19 protein-coding genes are annotated in these 21,470 nt (G+C 68.7%); 6 read left to right on the top strand and 13 right to left on the bottom strand.

The genetic code is table 11. The annotated features are described in order from the left end of the window. Window positions 1-25: 25 nt before the first annotated feature. Complete coding sequence (locus RAC81_RS08645) at window positions 26-319, bottom strand: hypothetical protein (RefSeq protein WP_375081982.1); 294 nt, start codon at window positions 317-319, stop codon at window positions 26-28. Between the two features lie 101 nt (window positions 320-420). Here RAC81_RS08645 and RAC81_RS08640 point away from each other — a divergent pair, with 101 nt between their 5' ends. After that, entirely contained in the window at window positions 421-2,178 is a 1,758-nt protein-coding gene (locus RAC81_RS08640) for an alkaline phosphatase family protein (protein WP_375081981.1), read from the top strand. Window positions 2,179-2,184: 6 nt separating this feature from the next. Here RAC81_RS08640 and RAC81_RS08635 read toward each other — a convergent pair whose 3' ends face one another. From RAC81_RS08635 to RAC81_RS08615, 5 genes are all read right to left on the bottom strand, one after another. Next, window positions 2,185-2,529 (bottom strand): type II toxin-antitoxin system PemK/MazF family toxin, encoded by a 345-nt coding sequence (locus RAC81_RS08635; RefSeq protein ID WP_375081980.1) that lies wholly within the window; start codon window positions 2,527-2,529, stop codon window positions 2,185-2,187. After that, a complete protein-coding gene (locus RAC81_RS08630) occupies window positions 2,526-2,759 on the bottom strand; it encodes a hypothetical protein (protein WP_375081979.1) in 234 nt (77 codons plus the stop codon). Before RAC81_RS08630 ends, RAC81_RS08635 begins: the two co-directional genes overlap by 4 nt. Before the next feature lie 42 nt (window positions 2,760-2,801). Next, a complete protein-coding gene (locus tag RAC81_RS08625) occupies window positions 2,802-4,790 on the bottom strand; it encodes a collagen binding domain-containing protein (RefSeq protein WP_375081978.1) in 1,989 nt (662 codons plus the stop codon). 44 nt (window positions 4,791-4,834) lie between these two features. Then, window positions 4,835-5,389 (bottom strand): small multidrug efflux protein, encoded by a 555-nt coding sequence (locus tag RAC81_RS08620; RefSeq protein ID WP_375081977.1) that lies wholly within the window; start codon window positions 5,387-5,389, stop codon window positions 4,835-4,837. Between the two features lie 88 nt (window positions 5,390-5,477). Next, window positions 5,478-6,173, bottom strand: a complete 696-nt coding sequence (locus RAC81_RS08615; protein ID WP_375081976.1) for a GPP34 family phosphoprotein — start codon at window positions 6,171-6,173, stop codon at window positions 5,478-5,480. 81 nt (window positions 6,174-6,254) lie between these two features. On the opposite strand from RAC81_RS08615, the gene RAC81_RS08610 reads away from it, so the two are divergent. Beyond that, window positions 6,255-6,854 (top strand): TetR/AcrR family transcriptional regulator, encoded by a 600-nt coding sequence (locus RAC81_RS08610; protein WP_375081975.1) that lies wholly within the window; start codon window positions 6,255-6,257, stop codon window positions 6,852-6,854. A gap of 52 nt (window positions 6,855-6,906) precedes the next feature. Here the strand turns inward: RAC81_RS08610 and RAC81_RS08605 are convergent, their stop codons facing one another. Together RAC81_RS08605 and RAC81_RS08600 are read right to left on the bottom strand one after the other, a co-directional pair. Further along, complete coding sequence (locus RAC81_RS08605) at window positions 6,907-7,962, bottom strand: LLM class flavin-dependent oxidoreductase (protein WP_096713586.1); 1,056 nt, start codon at window positions 7,960-7,962, stop codon at window positions 6,907-6,909. Between the two features lie 118 nt (window positions 7,963-8,080). Continuing rightward, the gene (locus RAC81_RS08600; protein WP_375081974.1) at window positions 8,081-9,613 is read right to left on the bottom strand and encodes a methyltransferase; all 1,533 of its coding nucleotides are present in this window, start codon (window positions 9,611-9,613) and stop codon (window positions 8,081-8,083) included. 98 nt (window positions 9,614-9,711) lie between these two features. Between RAC81_RS08600 and RAC81_RS08595 the strand changes: the two genes are divergently transcribed. The 4 genes from RAC81_RS08595 (at window position 9,712) to trxA (ending at window position 14,897) form a co-directional block, all read left to right on the top strand. Beyond that, complete coding sequence (locus RAC81_RS08595) at window positions 9,712-11,826, top strand: DUF6049 family protein (protein WP_375081973.1); 2,115 nt, start codon at window positions 9,712-9,714, stop codon at window positions 11,824-11,826. Continuing rightward, window positions 11,819-13,438 (top strand): murein biosynthesis integral membrane protein MurJ, encoded by a 1,620-nt coding sequence (murJ, locus tag RAC81_RS08590; protein WP_375081972.1) that lies wholly within the window; start codon window positions 11,819-11,821, stop codon window positions 13,436-13,438. Before RAC81_RS08595 ends, murJ begins: the two co-directional genes overlap by 8 nt. A gap of 93 nt (window positions 13,439-13,531) precedes the next feature. Further along, window positions 13,532-14,506, top strand: a complete 975-nt coding sequence (gene trxB / locus RAC81_RS08585) for a thioredoxin-disulfide reductase (protein ID WP_375081971.1) — start codon at window positions 13,532-13,534, stop codon at window positions 14,504-14,506. Between the two features lie 67 nt (window positions 14,507-14,573). Continuing rightward, the gene (gene trxA / locus RAC81_RS08580) at window positions 14,574-14,897 is read left to right on the top strand and encodes a thioredoxin (protein WP_096713591.1); all 324 of its coding nucleotides are present in this window, start codon (window positions 14,574-14,576) and stop codon (window positions 14,895-14,897) included. 615 nt (window positions 14,898-15,512) lie between these two features. On the opposite strand, the gene RAC81_RS08575 is transcribed toward trxA, so the two are convergent. The 5 genes from RAC81_RS08575 to RAC81_RS08555 all read right to left on the bottom strand — a co-directional run bounded on the left by RAC81_RS08575 (window position 15,513) and on the right by RAC81_RS08555 (window position 21,455). Next, window positions 15,513-15,848, bottom strand: a complete 336-nt coding sequence (locus RAC81_RS08575; protein WP_096713593.1) for a tryptophan synthase subunit alpha — start codon at window positions 15,846-15,848, stop codon at window positions 15,513-15,515. A 9-nt stretch (window positions 15,849-15,857) separates the two neighbouring features. Further along, window positions 15,858-17,306 carry a sugar porter family MFS transporter gene (locus RAC81_RS08570; protein ID WP_375081970.1) on the bottom strand — a complete coding sequence of 483 codons (1,449 nt, stop codon included), beginning with the start codon at window positions 17,304-17,306 and terminating at the stop codon, window positions 15,858-15,860. A gap of 63 nt (window positions 17,307-17,369) precedes the next feature. Beyond that, window positions 17,370-18,335 (bottom strand): ParB/RepB/Spo0J family partition protein, encoded by a 966-nt coding sequence (locus RAC81_RS08565; RefSeq protein ID WP_375081969.1) that lies wholly within the window; start codon window positions 18,333-18,335, stop codon window positions 17,370-17,372. After that, window positions 18,335-19,261, bottom strand: a complete 927-nt coding sequence (locus RAC81_RS08560; RefSeq protein ID WP_375081968.1) for a ParA family protein — start codon at window positions 19,259-19,261, stop codon at window positions 18,335-18,337. The genes RAC81_RS08565 and RAC81_RS08560 overlap by 1 nt, the downstream gene beginning before the upstream one ends. A gap of 1,672 nt (window positions 19,262-20,933) precedes the next feature. Further along, window positions 20,934-21,455 carry an AAA family ATPase gene (locus RAC81_RS08555; RefSeq protein WP_375081967.1) on the bottom strand — a complete coding sequence of 174 codons (522 nt, stop codon included), beginning with the start codon at window positions 21,453-21,455 and terminating at the stop codon, window positions 20,934-20,936. Window positions 21,456-21,470 lie beyond the last annotated feature (15 nt).

Raw genomic sequence — 21,470 nt, 5'->3', positions numbered from 1 at the left:
TCCGGTCGGCTCCCGCTCTGCGGGCTCAGAACAGGGGGTTCTCGCCCTTCGCCTGCGCCACCGCCGCGGCCCTCGTCCGGATGAGGCGCAGCAGCAGGGCGCTCAGCACGAAGCCGCCGACCAGCGCGACACCCATGAGGAGCCAGACACCGATCTCGGGATCGATGATCTCCAGCCCGTAGATCAGCACGACGCCCAGCAGCAGGATGGGCCCCTCGACGAGGGCGAACGTCACGAACAGACGCGTCTGCTTCGCCGCGTACTCCTTCTCGACCGCTCGCACCCGTGCACCGATCGACGAATCCCCCGCGTAGCTCATGCCCCCACCGTACCGAGAGCGGGTGGGTGCCGTCGTTCACCTGCCCGTCGCCTCGGCGTCAACGGGTGCGCTCGAGGAAAGAGGAGCCTAGGATCGGCCTCGTGGCGGCAGACGACGAGCGCAGACCGAACGACACCTCCCGACGGGGATTCCTCAAGATGGGCGGGGCTGCGCTCGCGGGTGCCGTCGTCGGCGGCGCCGGCGGCGCGGCGATCGGAGCCAGCGTCGCCGGGAACGCGCGTGACGGATTCGCCGCCGACCCCGATCCGTTCTCCGCCCTCACTCCGCGCAGCGAGCCTGGTTTCGACCACCTCGTGGTCGTGATGGGCGAGAACCGCTCCTTCGACAACCTGCTCGGCTACCTCTATACGGCCGAGAACCTCCCGAAGGGCGAGACGTTCGAAGGCCTCGCCTTCGGGAAGCACAGCAACACGGCATCCGACGGCACCGTCGTCGACGCCCACATCTACACCGGCGACACCGACCGCATCATGAGCTACCCCGACCCCGACCCGGGCGAGGAGTATCCGCACGTCAACACGCAGATCTTCGGTACGGTCGATCCGAAGGGCAACGCCGATCTGTTCGCCGAGCAGATGACGGCTCCCTTCAATGCGCCGACGCACGGTGAGAAGGCGACGATGTCGGGGTTCCTCGAGGACTACATCATCAACTTCCGCCGCCTGCGCAAGGGCGAGCCGCCGAAGCCTGCGGAAGCCGCGCACATCATGGGGTCGTTCTCTCCCGAGATGCTGCCCGTGCTGTCGACCCTCGCCACCGAGTTCGCGGTGTTCGACCACTGGTTCGCCGGCGTGCCGTCGCAGACGTTCTGCAACCGCTCCTTCTTCCACGCGTCGACCTCGCACGGTTTCGTCACCAACGAGGGCGGCGCCGGTTTCGGCAAGTGGCTCTCCGCTCCGGCGGCGCCGACGGTCTTCAACCGACTGGAGGACAAGAAGGTCAGCTGGAAGATCTACATCGACAAGCTGCAGCTCGTCTCCTACACGGGGATGCTGCACGTCGCCGTACTGGAGAAGTACTGGCGCACCGAGCACTTCGGCACCATGGAGGACTTCTACGCCGACGCGAAGAACGGCACCCTCCCGGCGTACGCGTTCATCGAGCCGCGCATGGTCTACGACCACAACGACTTCCACCCGCCGTTCGGCTCCCCGCGCGAGGGCGAGGTCGACGGGCGAGAGGTGTTCGACAGCGCGATCTCCGACGTCCGCGCGGGCGATCGACTGATCCACGACATCTACGAGGCGATCCGCACCAGCGCCTCACCGAAGGGATCGAACGCGGTGAACACGCTGCTGCTCATCACGTTCGACGAACACGGCGGCACCTACGACCACGTGCCGCCGCCCGCGGCCACGAAGCCTACGAAGGACACCGGCGCCGGCGAGATGGGCTTCACCTTCGACCGCCTCGGATGCCGCGTGCCGGCCATCGCCGTGTCGGCCTACACGAAGCGAAACACGATCATCCACGACGAGATGCACCACGGATCCGTCACCGCCACGCTCTCGCGCCTGCACGGTCTGGAGCCCCTGAACGACCGCGATCAGTCGGCGAACACGCTCTTCACCGTCGTGAATCTCGACAAGCCCCGGCATCCGGCCGACTGGCCCATCACGACGCCCGCCTACACGCCGCCGAACCCCGAGGAGCGGAAGCCGCAGGACGGTGTGGAGGCGCAGATGAAGCCGCTCACTCCCCCCGCCCGCGGACTGCTGGGCCTGCTCATCGCGAAGTACGGCAAGCCCGACGAGCCGGAGCCGAAGACCTTCGCCGACGCCTACCGCCTCCTGCACGAGCACGGCGAGGAGCTGTTCGGTCCGCCCCAGAGCGCCTGATCCGGGTCAGAGGTCGAGGAAGTCTCCGAGCCAGGCGCGCACCTCGGCGAGACATCCCGGGCTGACCGAACCCGCGATGCCGGTGAGTCGTTCGCGCGAAACCGTCCGCGGCTGCTCGGTCATGATCCAGGAGGGACGGTCGAGCCCGCTCGGCCCTTCGACGAGCACGTGGTTCGGCCAACCCCGATCGACGGTGGTGATGGGCAGCGCGATCGCGAGGGTCGTCACGGCGTCGAGGTATCCCGCCGATGCGACGAGGAGAACCGGGCGGTGCCCACCCTGCTCGCGCCCGCGGACGGGGGCGAGACTTGCCCAGGCGACCGCGCCGGGTAGGAGGTCGACCTCCGTCACGACGCGGCGGGGTGGTCGAGCCGCTCCCACTCGGCGGTCTCCTCGGCGTAGCTCCTCGCGTCCGCCGGGGACGTCTGCGCGACGGCATCCTTGACCGCGGCGAGCCGACGTCGGCGGTCCTCCGCATCGGCGAGGCGCTCGAGATGGGCGCCGAGGGTGAGACCGTCGCGGGCGGCCTGCGTCTTCAGGCGATCGCGCAGGTCGTCACTCACCTTGATGGTCGTGGTCATACTTTGAGTATACCGACGCACCTTCGTCGTGGTGGGTATACGTCAGGCGTCGATGTCGCTGCTGTCCCGGCGGGAGCGCCGCCGCGAGACCACGACCAGCACCACGCCGAGGGCCAGCACCGCCGCTCCCGCTCCCGCCCACGCGAATGTCTCCGGGCCCAGGCCCGTGCCGGGGAGCCGCGTGACTCCACCGCTCCCTGCGCCCGGCGTCACCGCGCCGCCGGTTCCCGGGTCGACCGGGTCGGCCGGGTCGACCGGCGGTACCGCAACGGCGGCGAGGGTGAAGTCCTGATCGACGAAGGCCTCGCCCGCCGCGGTGACAGTGACCGTCCGCGTCGCCGAGCCGACGACCGTCGTCCCCGAGGGCGGCGTGATCGTGATCGTGTAGGTGCCGGGCGGCAGGTTTCCGAGATCGTAGTTGCCCGCGGCATCCGTCGTCAGCTGCTGCGATGCGCCGCCACCCGCGACCGTGACGACCGCGCCCGCGATCGGCACTCCACCGTCGCCTCGCACGACGCCGTCGATGGCGCCCAGCCGTGCCAACGCGAAGTCAACGTCGACGACGTCGTCGGCTGCGACGGTCTCCGTCCGCGTCGTCGCCCCGGTGGCGGTGTAGCCCGCTGGAGTCGTGACCGTCACGTCGTACGCGCCCGACGGCAGACGCGGGAACGAGTAGTCGCCGTTCCCGTCGGTGACAGCGGTGAGGGTCGGCCCACCCGGGGCCGTCGCGGTCACGGCGACGCCCGGCACGCCCGCGCCGTTCGCCAGCACGCTGCCGCTGAGCGTCGGGTTCTCGACGAACGCGAAGTCGACGTTCTCGATGGGCACCTCGCTTCCGATCGGGACGTTGATGACCCGCGTCGGGTCGGTGATCGAGTACCCCGACAGTGCCGACACGAGCACCGTGTGACCGCCTACCGGCACAGAGTCGAACAGGTAGAAGCCGTCGGCATCCGTCGTCGTGGACTGTCCGCCGTCGATCGAGACCGTCACGCCGGCGAGCGCGTTGCCGTCGTCATCGGTCACGCGCCCCGACACGGCCACCGGCACGATGTCGCGCACCGTGAAGTCGGCGACGGCATCGGCGTCCGTGAGATCCACCTGCTGCGCGTTCGCGCTCACCGCGACCTTCCCCGGCGGGGCCGTGATCCGTGCGGTGTACCCGTCGGACGCCACGACCCCGGGGAACGAGTACGAGCCGTCGGGGCTGGTGGTGGTCGAGGCGACGATCACTCCGTTCGCGTCGGTGAGATTGACCGGCACCCCGTCGAGCGGTCCGTCGACGATGTCGGTCACGACGCCCGTGATGTCGCGCGCGATCGACGCGAACCAGGTCTGATAGACCGGGAATCCGGCGCGGCGGGTGAAGACGAAGCTCAGCGAGCTGATGGGAGCGGAGGGTTCGAACCATGCCGACGCTCCGCCCGTGTCAGCGGCCGCGGTGTTGCCGGTGAGCGTCAGAGTTGCCGGGTCCCACGAGGGGACATCCGCGGCATTCCCCGTGCAGGACGGCTTGCCCGCCAGCCCGGGGGCGCAGTAGTTGAATCCGCCCTGGAATCCGAGCTGCGCGGCGGTGAGCGCCTGCCCGTCCGGTCCGGTCGCCTGGATGCGCACGGAATCGGCATCGATGTCGCCGAGTACGAACGTCCACCCCGACGTCGGGGTCGGGTTCGCGAACGAGTAGGTCGTCGTGGAAGGGCTGGTCGCGTTGTCCACCCGGGGTCGGAGGTTCAGGTACTGCAGGTTGATGCTCGAGCCGTACTTCGCTCCCACCGGCGTCTCCGCCGACAGCCAGACCGACGCCCCTGAGATGACGCCCACCTGACCTGCGCGCGAGTCGCTGGTCATCGTCGCGGTGATGGCCGGGCTCGCGGCGATCTCGACCGACGTCGAGTACGCGCCGCCCGCGCCCGTGAGTGGCTGCCACGTCGCCCACCTGGTCGTGGTGGCTGCCGCAGCCGGGATTGCCCCGACCAGCACGACGGCGAGCGCGACCGCGCCCGCCAGGACCCCGCTCTTCGGCGCACGCATGCGGCCAGAGTATCGGGATACCGGTAAAGAAGGGAGGGGCGATCTCAGGCGGCCGTGACCAGGCTCAGCACACCGGTCGCGATGAGTGTAGTGAGGCTCGTCCACAGCACGATGGCCACGGCCTGCCACAGCAGCACCCACTGCTTCGACACACCCGTCGAGACGAGCACTGCGGCCGTGAACTGCGTGGGAAGAGCGAGCGGACCGAGGATGCTGGCTCCCGGCACGCCGAAGCGCACGAGGAAGCGCTTGAGCCGCTTGACTCCCTTCGACTCGGTCGTGGTCTCGGGGTCGTTCGCCTCGGCGCCGGCGACCGCCGATCCGGCGGGCACGGGCACCGCCGACGCCCGGCGAGCACGCCGCGCGAGGATCGCCGCACGGATCCGTGCGCCGAAGAAGACGACGAGCAGCACCGACAGGAAGTTGCCGGTCACCGCGGCGAGCGCGGCCACGACCGGGTGGAGTCCGGCCCAGACGCCGAGCACGGAGGCGAGCTCGCCCTCGATGAAGGGGATGGCGGCGGCGAGCGCGACGATCAGCGGTTGGATGAGCAGCGGAACCTCGGACGCGAGGTTCTGCAGGAATTCGAAGACGTTCATGTTCTCTCCTCGGAGTGGGTGCGTGGTTGTCGGCGGGCACCCCGAACACCGCTGCACCCGAGAGCGCAGCGGGCGGGATGCCCCGGGGTCAGCGGTTCGTGATGACGGCGGTGGCGACGAGGGTGTTCGTGATGATCGCGATCATGGTGCGGGTGACAGCGGCGGCCGCGGCACCGGCTGCCCAGTCGCTGCGTTCGATCTCCTTGGCACGGGTGGCGGTGACGCCCGACCACGGGATCTCCCGATGCAGGGTCGGCAGTCCGCCGCTCGCCGAGACGAGCGCGATCACGGCGGCGATGCACGGGTCGGGCTGCTCGCCGTCCACGAGCGCCCGGCGCATGGCGTCGACGATCTCGGAGCGACGGCCCGTATCGCCCTCGGAGAGCTTCGTGGTCGGAAAGACCCCGAGCGCCCGATGCTCGGAGCGATGGAGGTGCCCGCGCTCGACGAGGCGGTCGAGCAGCGGCGCGCGCAGGTTCGGTCCGATGGCGGCGAGCACGCCCTGCACTTCGCGCGGCTTCTCGGAGATGTAGTCCCAGGCCGGACGCAGCAGCGCGTCGTCGGGTGCGTCCCCCTCCGCCCGGATGCGCACGCCGCGGATGCCGGCGTCCTCGCTCGAAGCGCGTCCCGTGCTCGCGAGATCGGCGAGCACGGCGCCGCCGAGCACGTAGAAGAGAGTGTTCTCTCCGGCGATAGTGCCGGAGGAAGGGTCGAAGAGCGCCAGCAGCACGTCTTCCGCGAGAAGGGTGCCGGTGCGCTGCGTGTGAAGGCTGTCGTCGGTCATGCAGAACACATTAGCACACTGTACTAGCACGGTGTGCTGGAACGCTGTGCCAACGGTCTAGACTCTTCTGCGGAGGCAGTGATGGGAACCAGGGAGCGAATCCTCGAAGCGACCACGGAGATGATCCGCGAGGGCAGCGAACGGCTGAGCGTGCGGGCGGTCGCGAAGCGAGCCGGGTGCGGCGCGAGCACGCTGCGCCACTACTTCCCCACGCAGCGCGACCTCCTCAACGCGGCGCTCACCGCGACGTACGAGGCGGCGATGCCCGACGAGCGCATCCGCGACACGTCCGTGCCGCCGCGCGAACGTCTCCGCGAGTGCCTGCTGCGGCTCCTCGAGCCGTTCACCGGGCCGGATGCCGCGCGCGACGTCTGGCTGAGCATCTTCGAGGCCTTCGCCGGCCCCGAGGCGACTCCCGAGGCGCGCGCCGGATACGACGTGCTCGCGGCGCAGGCCGATCAGCGCGTGGGCGCGTGGCTGGCGATCCTCGAGGCCGAGGGCGCGCTCGCGGCCGGCGACAACGCGCGCCGCACCCACTTCCTGCTCACGGTGGTCGACGGCCTGTCGATCGCGAGAGTCCTCCCCCGCCGTGGCACGCACCTCGAAGACGAGGCCGCCACGCTCGCGCGCGCCGTCGACGCCGTGTTCGACATGCCGTTCCCCGTCGCGCCAGGGCGCTGACGACGAAGAAGGGCGGATGCCGCAGCATCCGCCCTTGTCACGTCAGCCGATCTCAGACCGGGTCGCCCTGCACAGGCCCCTCGGTGTTCGGCTTCCAGCCGAGCGCCGGAGCGACGTGCTCTGCGAAGGCCTCCAGCACGTGCAGGTTGTAGGCGGGTCCGAGCTGGTTCGGGATCGTGAGCAGCAGGGTGTCGGCCGACATCACGGCCTCGTCCGCCTTCAGCTGCTCGATGAGCACATCTGGCTCCGCGGCATACGTCTTGCCGAACGTCGAGCGGAACCCGTCGATGATGCCGACCTGGTCGGCATTCTCCTCGCTGCGCAGACCGAAGTAGGCGCGGTCCATGTCGGACACGAGCGGGAAGACGCTGCGGCTCACCGAGACGCGCGGAGCGCCGGTGTGACCGGCATCCTTGTACGCCTTGCGGAAGAGGTCGATCTGCTCGCGCTGCAGCTCGTGGAACGGCTGACCCGTCGCCTCCGTGACGAGGGTCGAGCTCATCATGTTGAGACCCTTGCGACCGGTCTCCTCGGCGGTCGCCCGCGACCCGGAGCCCCACCAGATGTGGTCGCGCAGGGTCGGCGACTGCGGCTCGATCTGCAGGTAGCGCCCCGCGCCCACCATCCGCGGGTCGCCGGGAGCGAGTCCCTCGCCGTCGATCGCGCGGAGGAACAGGTCGAACTTCTCGCGGGCGAGCACCGACCCGCGCTCGGGGTCCTCCTCGTCGTGGAAGCCGAACGTCTCGTAGCCGCGCAGCGCGGTCTCGGGTGACCCGCGGCTCACACCGAGGGCGATCCGCCCGTCGGCGATGAGGTCGAGGGCCGCAGCCTCTTCGGCGAACTGGAACGGGTTCTCGTACCGCATGTCGATCACGCCGGTGCCGACCTCGATGCGCTTCGTCCGAGCGGCCATGGCCGCGAGCACCGGCATCGGCGAGGCGGCCTGGCGAGCCCAGTGGTGCACGCGCACCGAGGCGCCGTTGACGCCGAGCTCGTCGGCGCCCTCCGCGATCTCGATCGTCTGCTTGAGCATGTCGCCGGCCGTGCGGGTCGCCGAACCCGGCACATCGGCATAGTGCCCGAAAGAGAGGAATCCGAAAGCCTTCATGGTGTATTCGAACGCATGGATGCCGTCAGCTATTCCGCGTCGCTTCTGCGGCCAGCGTCACCTTCTGCGGCCTTGCCGGCCTCCCGTGGCCGCAGAGCATGACCGAGGCCGCGGAAGTTCACGGGGCAGCCGGAGTCAGGAACCCGTCGATCACGAGCGCACGGATCCGCGGCTCGAGGTCGGCCCACAGCGCGGTGAACGGCACCTCGAACAGGTCGGCGAGCGCAGCGGCGATCTGCATCACGGTGAGTTCGCCGTCGCAGGCGCCCACGAACGCGGCGAGCGCGGGGTCGACCGACACGGTCCTGGCGAAGCCGCCGCCCTGGCGCAGCTCGATGATACTCGGGTCGTCGCTGCCAGGCAGCAGGTGGCGGGCCTCGGTCACGTCGGATGCCGTGACGAGCGTCATGGGCAGCCCCTCGGCGAGCAGGTCGTGGGCGGCGAGCCCGGCGCGCAGCGCCCCGCCCACGTTCGACACCGGCTGCGTGACCCGCTCCAGCCGCCGCAGCGGCGCAGCGCCGGGCGGACGACGGATGAGGATGTACCCGAAACCGACCCCGGTGACGCCGCGCTCCGCGAAGTCGTCGAGCCAGGCGGTGAGCAGCGGCGTGAACTCGGGGTCGCGCGGGGTTGTGCCGCCGTCGCGAATCCACAGCTCCGCATAGCCGAGCGGCGTGAGCTCCTCGCGCTGCACGACCCACAGGTCGAGGTCGTCTGGGACCCACGACGAGAGCCGGTCGAGTCCGGCGCGGAGCGCGAGCTCGGCCTGACCGCCGCGCGACTCCCAGTTCCCGAGCAGCTGGGCCGCCCCGCCGACCGTGAGGAATCCCGGCGCAGCCCGCACGAACTGCTCGACGAGTGCGTCTCCGACGAGGCCGCCGTCGCGGTACTCGTACTCAGGGACGCCGTCGACGCGCGGCGTGATGACGAACGGCGGATTCGAGACGATGAGGTCGAACGCCTCGCCGGCCACCGGCTCGAACATGCTGCCCAGGCGGAACTCGATGTTCGAGACGCCGTTCAGCTGTGCGTTGAGTTCGGCGTAGGCGAGCGCTCTCGCCGAGATGTCGGTCGCGACGACGGCACCCGCGTGACGCGCCACCAGCAGTGCCTGGATGCCGCAGCCCGTGCCGAGGTCGAGCGCTCGGTCGACCTCGATCGGCATGATGATCTCCGCGAGCGTCCGTGACGCCCCGCCGACGCCCAGCACGTGGTCGGGCGGGAGGGCGCCGTCGCGGGCGACCTCGTCGAGGTCGCTCGCGATCCACCACTCCCCCATGCCGTCGGCGTCGACGAACGACTGCGGGCGCAGCAGCGCGGTCGGCACGACGTGCTCGCCCTCGATCCGCGCGAGACCGAGTGCCGTGAGTCCGTCGACGCCGAGCCGAGGCAGAGCGGCGGAGACGGACGCCGTCGGCTGCGGCATCCCGAGCACGAAAAGGCGTCCGAGCGTCGCGAGCACGCCGTCGTCGCCGGCCGTCGCACGGAGGATGGGCTCGCGCATGCCGCGGGCGAGGGCGTCGTCGGCCTCCTCGCCCCAGAGGCGGCGAAGGGGCTCAGACCGCAGATCGGCGGCGTCGAGATCGGCGGCGAGCGCTGTGCTCAGGGTGTGATCGGGGACGGGCGCTGCGGTGTCGGACACGGCCGTCACTCTACGCGTCTTCAGGGTTCTCTTTCGGGCGGACGCCTAGAATCGCAAGGTCACGACTCACGAGCCGCCTGAGAACACGGCGCTCGAGGAAAGACCCCATGACCGCGAGCACCTCACAGAACGGCCTGCGCGCGCGCCTGCACCGCCTGGCGCGCGGTTCCGTCGTCGCCGCGACCGTGCTCGGCCTCTGCGCCACGGGAGGCGTCGTCCCGGCGATCGCCGACTCATCCGCGGATGAGCCGACCGTCGAGCTGCACGTGTCAGCCGGCCTGCGCGGCACCGTCGCCCTCGGCAGCGCGACGACGGCATCCCTCACCGTGCAGAACGAGTCGACGACCGAGCTGCCGGCCGGGCGAGTGACCGTCGAACTGAGCCGCACGCCGCTCGGCGACGAGACCACGCTGCAGAGCTGGCTCGACGACGCCGAGACCACTGGTTCCTTCGACGAGATCGGCTCCGACTCCACGGCGCCCGTCGACCCCGACAGCTCCGCGACGACGAGCATCCTCATCCCCGCCGAGACCATCGGCGACCTCACCCCCGGCGTCTATCCGCTGCGCGCCACGCTCACGGGCGCCGCGACCGCCGAGATCGACGAGGACGTCACGTCGACCTCGGTGCTCGTCGTCTCCGAGGCGACGGCCGCTCCGATCGCCGTGCTCGTCCCGATAACGGCCACGCCGACCGATGGCGCGCTGCTCAGCTCCGAGGAGCTCAGCCTCCTCACCGCCGCCGACGGGGCGCTCACCGCCGCGCTCGAGGGTGTGTCAGGCACCTCGGCGGTGCTCGCCGTCGATCCCGCGATCCCGGCGTCCATTCGCGTGCTCGGCTCGGCGGCCCCCGCGCCCGCCGTCGAATGGCTGCGCCGACTCGACGCCCTCCCCAACGAGCGGTTCGCGCTGCAGTTCGGCGATGCCGACCTGACCACCCAGTCGCAGGCGGGTCTCACGGCACCCCTGCAGCCGACGAGCCTCGCGCCGTATCTCGACCCGAGCCGCTTCTCGAACACCCCGACGCCGACGCCGACGCCGACCCCGTCCGACGGAGCCGCGGATCCGACACCACAACCCGCCGACGGCGGCCCGGTGCTCCCCGACGACGCGACGTTGACCGCCGTCGACGGAGCCGTCGAGGGCATCGCCTGGCCGCGCAGCGACGTCACAGACGCTGACCTCGCCGCCTTCTCGACCTACCTCGGCGAAGACGTCGTCACGGTCCTGTCGTCATCGGCCACGAGCGGCACGGTCGGCGGCCACTCCCTCATCGACGGACACGACGTGCTGGTGACGGATGCCGCGGCTTCCAGCGCCCTGTCCAAGGCGGCCAGCCAGAACGACTCCGCCGTGCGCCAGCAGTTCCTCGCGCAGGCGAGCGCGCACCTCTCCCTCTCCGGCCGCGCGAGCACCACGGCGCCGGTGCTCGTGGGTCTCAGCCGCGACGACACCCGCTCAGCCGACGCGCTGAAGGAGTCGATCGGCGCGGTCGACACTCCGGGCTTCTCCCTCTCCGGCATCCTCGCGGCGCCCGCGGCGACGACGACCCTCGCGACCGAGCCCGACTCAGCCCGCGGTACCGACCTGCAGCGGATGCTCGCCGACGAGGCGGTCCTGGGCGAGTTCTCGACCATCCTCGACGACCCGCAGGACATGCTGAGCCCGAAGCGCATGCAGATCATGCGTGCCACTGCGGTCGGACTCGGCGTCAAGGCGTTCAATGACGCCGTCGCCGACGTGAAGGAGGCCACGCGCGATACGCTCGCGGCCGTCGACATCCCGCCTGCGAGCACGATCCAGCTGCTCTCGGCCAACGCCGACCTGCCCTTCTCGGTGCGCAACGACCTGCCCTGGCCCGTGAACGTCCGCCTGACGGTCTCACCGAGCGATCCCCGCCTCGACGTGCAGTCGGTCACCGACGCGACATTGCAGCCCGGTGCGACGACCCGCATCAAGGTCCCGGTGTCGGCCCGCGTCGGCAGCGGCGAGCTCCGGCTGGGACTCCAGCTCTCCAGCCCGACCGGGGTCCCGATCAGCCAGCCCGAGAGCGTGCGCGTCTCGGTGCGCGCGGAGTGGGAGACGATCGGACTCGTCCTGTTCGGCGCCCTGATCGTGCTGCTCCTCGGTCTCGGAACCATCCGCACGATCGTGCGTCGTCGGCGCGACAAGCGTGCAGAAGAGGCGGCGGATGCCGTCACCACCGAGGAGTCGAATGAGTAGTCTCGGCCGCGCGAGCGCCATCATCGGTGCGGGGACCATGATCTCCCGGGTCACCGGGCTCCTCCGCACCATCGTGCTCGTCACGGTCATCGGTTCCGTCGGCGCCGGAGCCGCCGACGCCTTCGCCGTCGCGAATCAACTTCCGAACAACGTCTTCTCGCTGATCTCGGTGGGCGTGCTGACCGCCGTGATCATCCCGCAGATCGTGAAGGCGACGGCGGACGCCGACGGCGGCAACGCCTTCATCTCGAAGCTGTTCACCCTCGGCACCGTGGCTCTCGTCGTGATCACCGGGATCGCGACGATCGCGGCACCCTGGCTCGTGTGGCTCTACGCGGGAGCCAAGGGCACGCCGGAGCTCCTCGCCCTGGCCACGGCGTTCGCTTACTGGTGCATGCCGCAGATCCTCTTCTACGGGCTGTACGCGTTGCTCGGTGAGGCCCTCAACGCCCGCCGCATCTTCGGCCCCTTCACGTGGGCGCCCGTCGTCAACAACATCGTCTCGATCATCGGTTTCCTCGCCATCGGCGCGATCTTCGGCGGGCCGCTCACCCGCGTCTCCGACTGGACGCCCGAAATGATCGCCGCGCTCGGCGGCACGGCGACGCTCGGCATCCTCATCCAGGCGGCGATCCTGCTGGTCTTCTGGCGACGCACCGGTCTCTCGCTGCGCCCCGACTTCCGCTGGCGCGGTGTCGGACTCGGAAACGTCGGCAAGCTTGCCGGCTGGACGTTCTTCATGGCGGTCTCGAGCCTTCTCGCCGGCCTCGTGCAGACCCAGATCCTCATCGAGGCGGCGGGCAAGGGCGCCTCGGTCGCGACTTTCCAGTACGCGTGGCTGATCTTCATGCTCCCGTACTCGATCATCGTGCTGTCGATAGGAACGCCGTACTTCACCCAGATCAGCGAGCACGCGGCCGCGGGCAGGGACGACGAGGTGCGCGCCGACATCGCGCGCAGCATCCGCACCCTCCTGTTCTTCATCGTCGCGGCCGTGGCGGCGGTCGCGGCGGCCGCCATTCCGGCCTCCCGCGTGTTCACCAACACGGCGTCGGATGCCGAGGCCGCCGCCCTCGTGCTCCTCGGCTTCCTCGTGTGCCTGATCCCGCTGACGGTGCTGTTCATCGTGCAGCGCACGTTCTACGCGTACGGCGACACCCGCACGCCGTTCCTGTTCACGCTCTTCCAGTGCGTGCTCGTCGTGCTCAGCGCCCTCGTCGCACAGTGGCTGCTCGCGGCCGAGGTGATCGAGGTCACGGCGGTCGCCGCGACCATCGCCCTCGGGCAGTCCCTCGCCAGCGCCATCCAGACGATCGTGGCCACCTGGCTGCTGCACCGCAAGATCGGCGGGCTGCGCGTTCGCTCGTGGCTCACCGCCATCGGGCGCTTCGCGATCGCCGGCGTCCCCGCTGGCCTCGCCGGCTGGGGCGTCTTCCTGCTGCTGGGCGGACCGCAGGGCTGGACCACCGCCGACAAGCTCCAGGGTGCGGTCGGAACCGGCATCATCGGCATCGCAGTGCTGATCGTCTACCTCGGCATCCTGGCCCTGTTCCGAGCGCCGGAGCTGGCGGTCGCCGGGTCGCTGCTGCGGCGTTTCCTCCCCGGTCGCTGAGCCCCCGCACGAGGGAATGCCGCACGGTTACCATTGGTTGAACCAGTCGAGCGTCCACCGACGTCTCTGCAACGCCTCGATCACGGAGAGCACATGCGTCAGGTCATCATCATCGGCTCCGGCCCCGCCGGATTCACGGCCGCCATCTACGCGGCGCGCGCGAACCTCAAGCCCCTGCTCATCGCGAGCTCGGTCGAGGTCGGCGGCGAGCTGATGAACACCACGGAGGTCGAGAACTACCCCGGCTTCCCCGAGGGCATCCAGGGCCCCGAGCTCATGGCGAAGTTCCAGGAGCAGGCCGAGAAGTTCGGCACCGAGGTCGTCTACGACGACGTGACCGAGCTCGACCTCGCAGGACCCGTCAAGAAGGTCACGCTCGGCAGCGGCGCGACACACGAGACCCGCTCGCTCATCTACGCGACCGGCTCCGCCTACCGCAAGCTCGGCATCGAGGGCGAAGAGCGGCTGTCCGGCTACGGCGTCTCGTGGTGCGCGACCTGCGACGGCTTCTTCTTCCGCGAGAAGACGATCGCCGTGGTCGGCGGCGGCGACTCGGCGATGGAGGAGGCCACGTTCCTCACCCGCTTCGCCGACAAGGTCTACGTCATCCACCGCAAGGACTCCCTGCGTGCGTCGAAGATCATGCAGGAGCGCGCGTTCGCGAACGCGAAGATCGAGTTCGTGTGGAACAGCGAGGTCGTCGAGATCCTCGGCGGCGACTCGGTCGCCGGCGTGCAGCTGCGCAACACGGTCGACGGCACGCTGAGCGACCTCGCGCTCGACGGTCTGTTCATCGCGATCGGCAACGACCCGCGCACCCACCTCGTGCACGAGAAGCTCGACCTCACGGCCGAGGGCACGATCTGGGTCGACGGCCGGTCGTCGAAGACCTCCGTGCCCGGTGTCTTCGCCGCGGGCGACGTCATCGACCCGACCTACCGTCAGGCCATCACGGCCGCCGGTTCGGGCACGGTCGCGGCTCTCGACGCAGAGCACTTCCTCGCGGATTTCGATGACGCCTCGGTCGAGGTTCCGGCCGCCGAGGCGGCGGAGATCATCACGGCCTGACCGGTCGGGAACACTTTCACCTCGCCCGCTGTTGTAGCAGGCGAACCTCGAATCAAGGAGAACTCTGATGAGTGCAAAGGCTACGAGCCAGGCGACCTGGGAGCAGGACGTTCTGCAGGCCGAAGGTCCCGTGCTGGTGGACTTCTGGGCCGAGTGGTGCGGACCGTGTCGCATGGTCTCGCCGGTTCTGGACGAGATCCAGTCCGACAACCCCGACAAGATCACCATCCTCAAGCTGAACGTGGACGAGAACCCGCAGCTGGCGATGCAGTACCAGATCACGTCGATCCCGGCGATGAAGGTGTTCCAGGGCGGTGAGGTCAAGACGACCATCATCGGCGCGAAGCCGAAGTTCGCCCTCGAGCAGGATCTCGCCGCTTTCATCGGCTGATCCGCCGTCACGACCTCCGGGCCGTCACCCTTCGGGGTGGCGGCCCGTTTCTGTGACCAGCCGCGCTCGTCGATCGTCGGTCGCTGAGCGAGCGGAGCGAGACGACCGTGGAATCTCGTGGTCCGGGCTCCGGATGTTCCCCTCTCTCGCAGAGCGGGTTCCCTCCCGCTACGCGGGCCCCTCCCGAGCTCGTTCGGGGAACATCCTCCGCCCTGCGCTATGCGGACGGGCGGGGTACGCGGGGCAAGGGTGCAGAGGGCATGTGAATGCAGGCACGGATATCGGAAACGTGCACGGTGGGCCACCGACCCAGTCGCGCAGGGTCCCGCGGATTCGCGCTGTCACGGTCGGACGCGGCGAAGAAGTGCGCGATGCCGGTGCGGATGCCGTCGACCTCGAACACCACCGACGAGCTGTCCCCGGACGCCGTCGTCCGTCGAGCACGGCTAGACTCTGCCGTACCTCTATGAGCAGGATTCGGCTGCATCGCTTTCTCGCGGCATGAGGGAGTCGGGGCGCTCCCGGAGTGAGCATCGGGAGGGGACCCGCGTAGCGGGGAGGGCGCCCGCTCTGCGAACGAAGGGAGCGTCCCGACTCCCGACCCACGAGTCGACGTCAGGACGCGTCGGCGATCGTGGGATCCCAGCGGCGGTGACGCTGCTTCTCGTCGAGGAGGCCCCATACGGCCGGGGTGAGCTCCGGGTATTCCAACGCGATCTGCCGCAGCACGCGGTAGTGACGAGCCTCGTTAGGCCGCACGCCGTCGTTCGCGGTGATGTTGTCGGCGCGCAGCAGGTAGACGACGAGCTCATCGACGCTGGGCAGCTCCTCCATGAACTCCCACGGGTCTTCGCCGCCCAGCAGGCGCTCCTGAATGAGCACGGCGAGCTCGTCCGACGCTTCGGCGCGCAGCACTTCGAGGCTGGCGCGGCGGGGAACGGACTCGGTCATGTTTCCAGCCTACGTCCGCTGGCGACGTCCTCGGCGCTCGACGACCAGTTCGTCCGACATCTCCTCGAGTTCGCGGCCCTTGGTCTCCGGAACCTTGAAGTACACGAAGAAGAACGACAGCAGCGCGAAGAACGCGTAGAAGCCGTAGGCGAACGTGAGGCCGATCTCGGCGAAAGCAGGGAACGTGGTCGAGATGAAGAAGTTCGCCGCCCACTGCGCCGCCGCAGCGACCGCGAGGGCCCCGGCTCGGATGGAGTTCGGAAAGATCTCACCCAGGAGCACCCACACCAGCGGACCCCACGTCGCGCCGAAGAACACGACGAAGCCGTTCGCGCAGATCAGGGCCACCGTCGCCCAGGGGTCGGGTAGCGTCGCCGTCCCTTCCGCGTTCAGAGTGCCGAACGAGAACGCGACAGCCATGAGGCCGAGCGTCACGGTCATGCCCACGGATCCGACCAGCAGCATGATGCGGCGGCCGACCTTGTCGACGAGGAGGATCGCGACGATCGTCACCACGATGTTCGTCACCGACGTGATCACCGACGTGAGCAGGGCGCTGGACTCGTCGAAACCGACCGACTGCCACAGCGTCGTCGAGTAGTAGAAGATCACGTTGATGCCGACGAACTGCTGGAACACCGACAGCAGGATGCCGACCCAGACGATCGGCTTGAGTCCCAGTCGACTGCCGCGCAGATCGCGCAGCGATTCCGACTTCTCGGTGTCGATCGTGCCCGTGATCTCCTTGATCTTCGAGTCGACGTCGACGGTTCCCGTGACGGTCTGCAGGACCTCCGATGCCTTGTCTATCTCGCCCTTGCGCACGAGGTAGCGCGGGGATTCGGGGAGCCGGAGCGACACCAGGCCGTACACGAGGGCGGGGATCGCCGCGACCATGAACATCCACCGCCATGCCGTGAGACCCCACAGCGGCTGGTCAGCCTCCCCCGCGATGCCCGCGAGCAGGGCGTCGGACAGCAGCGCGGCGAAGATACCCGTCACGATCGCGAGCTGCTGCAGGGATCCGAGTCGTCCTCGGATGGCCGCCGGCGAGACCTCGGCGATGTACGCGGGGGCGATGACGGATGCCGCGCCCACTCCGAGTCCACCGATCACCCGCCAGATGATGAGGTCGACGACGCTGAATGCCAGACCCGAGCCGATCGCCGAGATGAAGAACATCGCCGCGGCGACGACCATGACGGGGATGCGCCCGCGCTTGTTCGCGATGGGCCCGGCGAACCAGGCGCCGACCGCGCAGCCGATGAGCGCCGACGACACCGCGAAGCCCTTGAGGCCCACGTTGAGGTCGAATCCCGACACGGTTCCCGCGAGAGCATCCACTGCTCCGTTGATCACGGCCGTGTCGAAGCCGAAGAGGAAGCCGCCGAGGGCTGCCGCGATGCTGACTGCGATCACCCGGCGTTGGATGCCGGCCGGATTCTGCGCTGCGGACATTGTCGTCCCCCTCATCCTCACGATGACGCGAGTCTAGAGGACGCCCGCCTCAGCGGGGCGTCATCACGCCGAGCCGTACCCGGACTGCCCGAGCTCCTCCAAAATGCGGTTGAGGTCTTGAATCGAGGCGAAATCGATTGTGACCTGGCCTTTGCGCGCGCCCAGAGAGATCTTGACGCGAGTGTTGAGTCGGTCGCCGAGGCTGCCGGCGACCTCGTCGAGATACGCCCGGCGCGCGCCGGGCGTCGGCTTGACGGAACGACCGGGCGCCGACGGCACGCTCTTCGCGGCCTCCTCGGTCGCCCTCACCGAGAGGTCCTCGTTCACGACCTTGTCGGCCAGTCGCTGCATCGCCTCCGGTGAATCGAGACTGAGGATCGCGCGAGCGTGACCCGCCGTGAGCACACCGGCCGCGACCCGCTGCTGCACCGGCACCGGGAGCTTGAGGAGACGGATCGTGTTGCTGATCTGCGGACGCGACCGTCCGATGCGGGTCGCGAGCTCCTCCTGCGTGATGCCGAAGTCGTCGAGGAGCTGCTGGTACGCGGAGGCCTCCTCCAGGGGGTTCAGCTCGGAGCGGTGCAGGTTCTCGAGCAGGGCGTCGCGGAGCAGGTCTTCATCTGCGGTCTCACGGACGATCGCCGGGATCGCGTCGAGGCCCGCCTCGCGGGCGGCGCGGGTGCGCCGCTCCCCCATGATCAGCTCGTAGTCGCCGTCGCTGTTCTTGCGCACGACGACAGGCTGCAACACTCCGAACTCGCGCACGCTGTGCACGAGCTCGGCGAGGTCCTCGGGGTTGAAGTGCGTGCGCGGCTGCCGCGGATTCGGCACGATCTTCTGAGGGTCGACCTGTACGAGATGGATGCCGGGAACGGCCTCGAGGTCAGGGGCGTCGACCGTCTCGGCGGCCGTCTCCTCCGCGGGGCGAACGCTCGCTCCGGGGAAGAACACGTCGACGGGACGCTCCGCCTGATCAGCCGTGGGGATGAGGGCCCCGATTCCGCGACCCAAACCGGTGCGCTTCGCCATCATTTCTCCTTGCTCTGCGCCGCTGCTCGCGACGCGATCTCGACTGCGGCCTCACGATAGGCGATCGCGCCGGCGGACTGTCCGTCGTAGGCGATCACGGTCTGCCCGAAACTCGGCGCCTCCGACACGCGCACAGAACGCGGGATGACGGTGTCGAGCACCTGCGACGGGAAGTGACTGCGCACCTCATCCGCCACCTGCTGCGCCAGACGCGTGCGTCCGTCGTACATCGTCAGCAGGATCGTGGAGAGGTGGAGGCCAGGATTCAGGTGCTTCTGGATCATCTGGATGCTGCCCAGCAGCTGGCTCAAGCCCTCGAGAGCGTAGTACTCGCACTGGATCGGGATGAACACCTCGGATGCCGCGGTGAAAGCGTTGATGGTGAGAAGGCCCAGCGAGGGCGGGCAGTCGATGATGACGAAGTCCGTATTCGTCGTCTCGAGGTAGTCGAGAAGCGCCCTGCGTAGCCGATGTTCGCGTGCGACCTGGGCGACGAGTTCGATCTCGGCGCCAGCCAGGTGGATCGTGCTCGGGGCACAGAAAAGATTCTCGCTCTCCGGGCTCTGCTGCACGATGTCTGCGAGTGGGAACTCCTCGATGAGAACGTCGTAGACGCTCGGCGTATCCGCGTTGTGCGGCACACCCAGAGCAGTGGAGGCGTTTCCCTGCGGGTCGAGGTCGATGACGAGCACCTTCGCACCGAGGCTGGCCAGAGCGGAAGCGATGTTGACAGCACTCGTCGTCTTGCCGACGCCGCCCTTCTGGTTGGAGACGGTGAAGATGCGGGTGTCCCCCGAGAACTCGACCTGCACGTTCTCCAGCGCCCGACGGCGAGCGGAGAGGTCTGCGAGTTCCCGCGCGAGCGGTGTATCCATCCCGAAGGAGTCCTTCGACGATGCCTGTTCGGACTGTTTCACGTGAAACATCCACTCCTTTCGGGGCCGTCTTCCACTCTAATCGGTCACTCGGACGTTGCTCGTGTCGGGCTGGTCGCGGTTGCGCCGTTTGGGCTGAATAGAGGCCGAGCGTTCCCGTCGTCCACGCAGCGGCGAGCGTCTCGATGCTCATCGCGGGAACCTCCCTACCGGACGCCGGGGGATCTCCTCGCCGCTCCATCGGTCGCTGGACGTGGCCCCCACTTGCGTGGCGTGCCCAGCCAAGGGGATGGAGCGACCGCGATGGATGGTGACTGCTGTCCGACCGAGCCGGAGTCACGCCACGCGGAACCCTCACCTCCTTTGCGACCTGGTGTGAGCTGCGAGAGTCCGTCTTCGTACCTGCCGTCGCCCACCGGAATGCGCGTGCGATGCGATGCGGTGATGCGCGACGTACCGATATGCCCGGGCTGGGTCTACCTGACGCTTCGGTAGCGCTGGTGTCCACTCACCCGCCTGCGCGGGGGTACCAGTCGCGGAGCTGAGTTCTCGACATCGGTCGGTCGGCAAAAGTTTCACGTGAAACATCGATCCCTGGCGACAAGGGATCGTCTCTCCTCTCCGCGAACCAGCTCCTCCCCTGCGGTCTGTGGTTCGCCCGCTGCATACGGTGTGGTCCACGAAAGGCGGCTTCCCAGCTCACATCGCCCGTAACGTGCACGACCGCCGAGGCCAGCGAGCGCGGAGCATGAGTGCTTTGAGGTAGCTGGTCGCATCGATGTCGCTGCCTTCCTCTCCTCTCGACCCGGAGTCACCGCTGGCACAGAGTTTCAGTTTTAGGTGACTTTGCGGCTCGGCGACAGCCCGAACGACTTGTGTTTCACGTGAAACGGCGCGTGAGTCTCCGCGGCGCACAACCCGGATACCTGCGTCGATCCAGGTTCATAGCGTTGTGGCCTCCCCGCCACGTGGTTTCGGCGCCGTCCTCCGATGACGCAACTGGGTCACGGAGCCGAACGCGGCCTTGCCCCACACGAGGCGGCGACTGCATACCCACTGAGCTGGCCCCCACGGTCGCGGGGAGGCGGAACGTGTCACCGCGGAAGGCACAAGATCGGTCAGCACATTCCGCCCGACGCGCTTCGCGTAGCGATGCAGGGCACGCCGCGCCGTCGGCTCGCGTAGGGCCAGCTATCGCAACTCCCCTAGTACCCGCAGAAAGGAACCACCGCACGCACGCACTCGCTGATACAGCCAGGCACCACGGTCTCTCCATACAGTTCATATCGGTCCTGCGGAGGTCGGCGCGCGCATGGGGGCGAGACGACGTACAGCCCATTCCTATCTCGATGTCCCGACTCCCGAGCCCGCGGCGATCGGCGGAGGCGGTCTAATCTGAGTGTTTCACGTGAAACGACGCGGTTCATGGGAGAGCACATGCAGTCGTGTTTCACCGGACACCGGTCGAGACAGCCAACGGGGACCCCGGTCGTGGCTGCTGCGCTCGCTATGCCGGCGGCCGCCGTGTTCCCTACGCGTCGGGTGTCTGGTGCGTCCGCCAAACGTGCAGTGGGTCGGCTGGCACACACCCCCGCCCTACTGGCTACTAATAAGGGCCGCGACTCCTGACTGAGCTGTGTCGCGGGTCGACGGGCGGCAGTTGCGAATGCGCAAGAACTCAAGCGACCCCCCTTCGCCCCAACGCGGGCGCGTCCGGGATGTTTCACGTGAAACGGCGAGGTGCCTGCAGGAGGCGACGAATATGTTCGATGGTCTCGGCGACCGGCTGCGATGTGTCGATCTCCGCCGTCGCGGTCGCTCGCAGCAGAGGCTCCACCGTCGCCGTGTACTCGAGAATCTCCTGACGCTCGGCATCTGTTTTGCCGTACGGGTTCCCATGGCGACGAGCGATCCGCTCGATCATCACCGACGTCGGCGCAGACAGGAGGACCACGTGATCGAAGACGTCGTAGAGCAGCCCCTGATTCTCGACGGTCCCCGCGACGACGACATCTTCGTGTTCATCGAGCATTGCCCGAACCTTGTCTAGATCCCACTGCTCTCGTGAGACCTTCCATTCGCCGTAGTCCGTGTCGATGGCGAGCACCCCCTCCGCGGACAAGGCCTCGACCACCGTCGACTTCCCGACTCCCGACATACCCGTCACCAATACCCGCGCCACGCCCCAAACGTACCGTGCACACTTGCCGGTCCGTTTCACGTGAAACATCCCATCAGCCAGCACGGCCTAGATCCCCAC

Source organism: Microbacterium sp. CR_7 (assembly GCF_041954755.1).
Taxonomy (GTDB): Bacteria; Actinomycetota; Actinomycetes; order Actinomycetales; family Microbacteriaceae; genus Microbacterium.
This window is presented reverse-complemented; position numbering and strand designations above follow the sequence as displayed.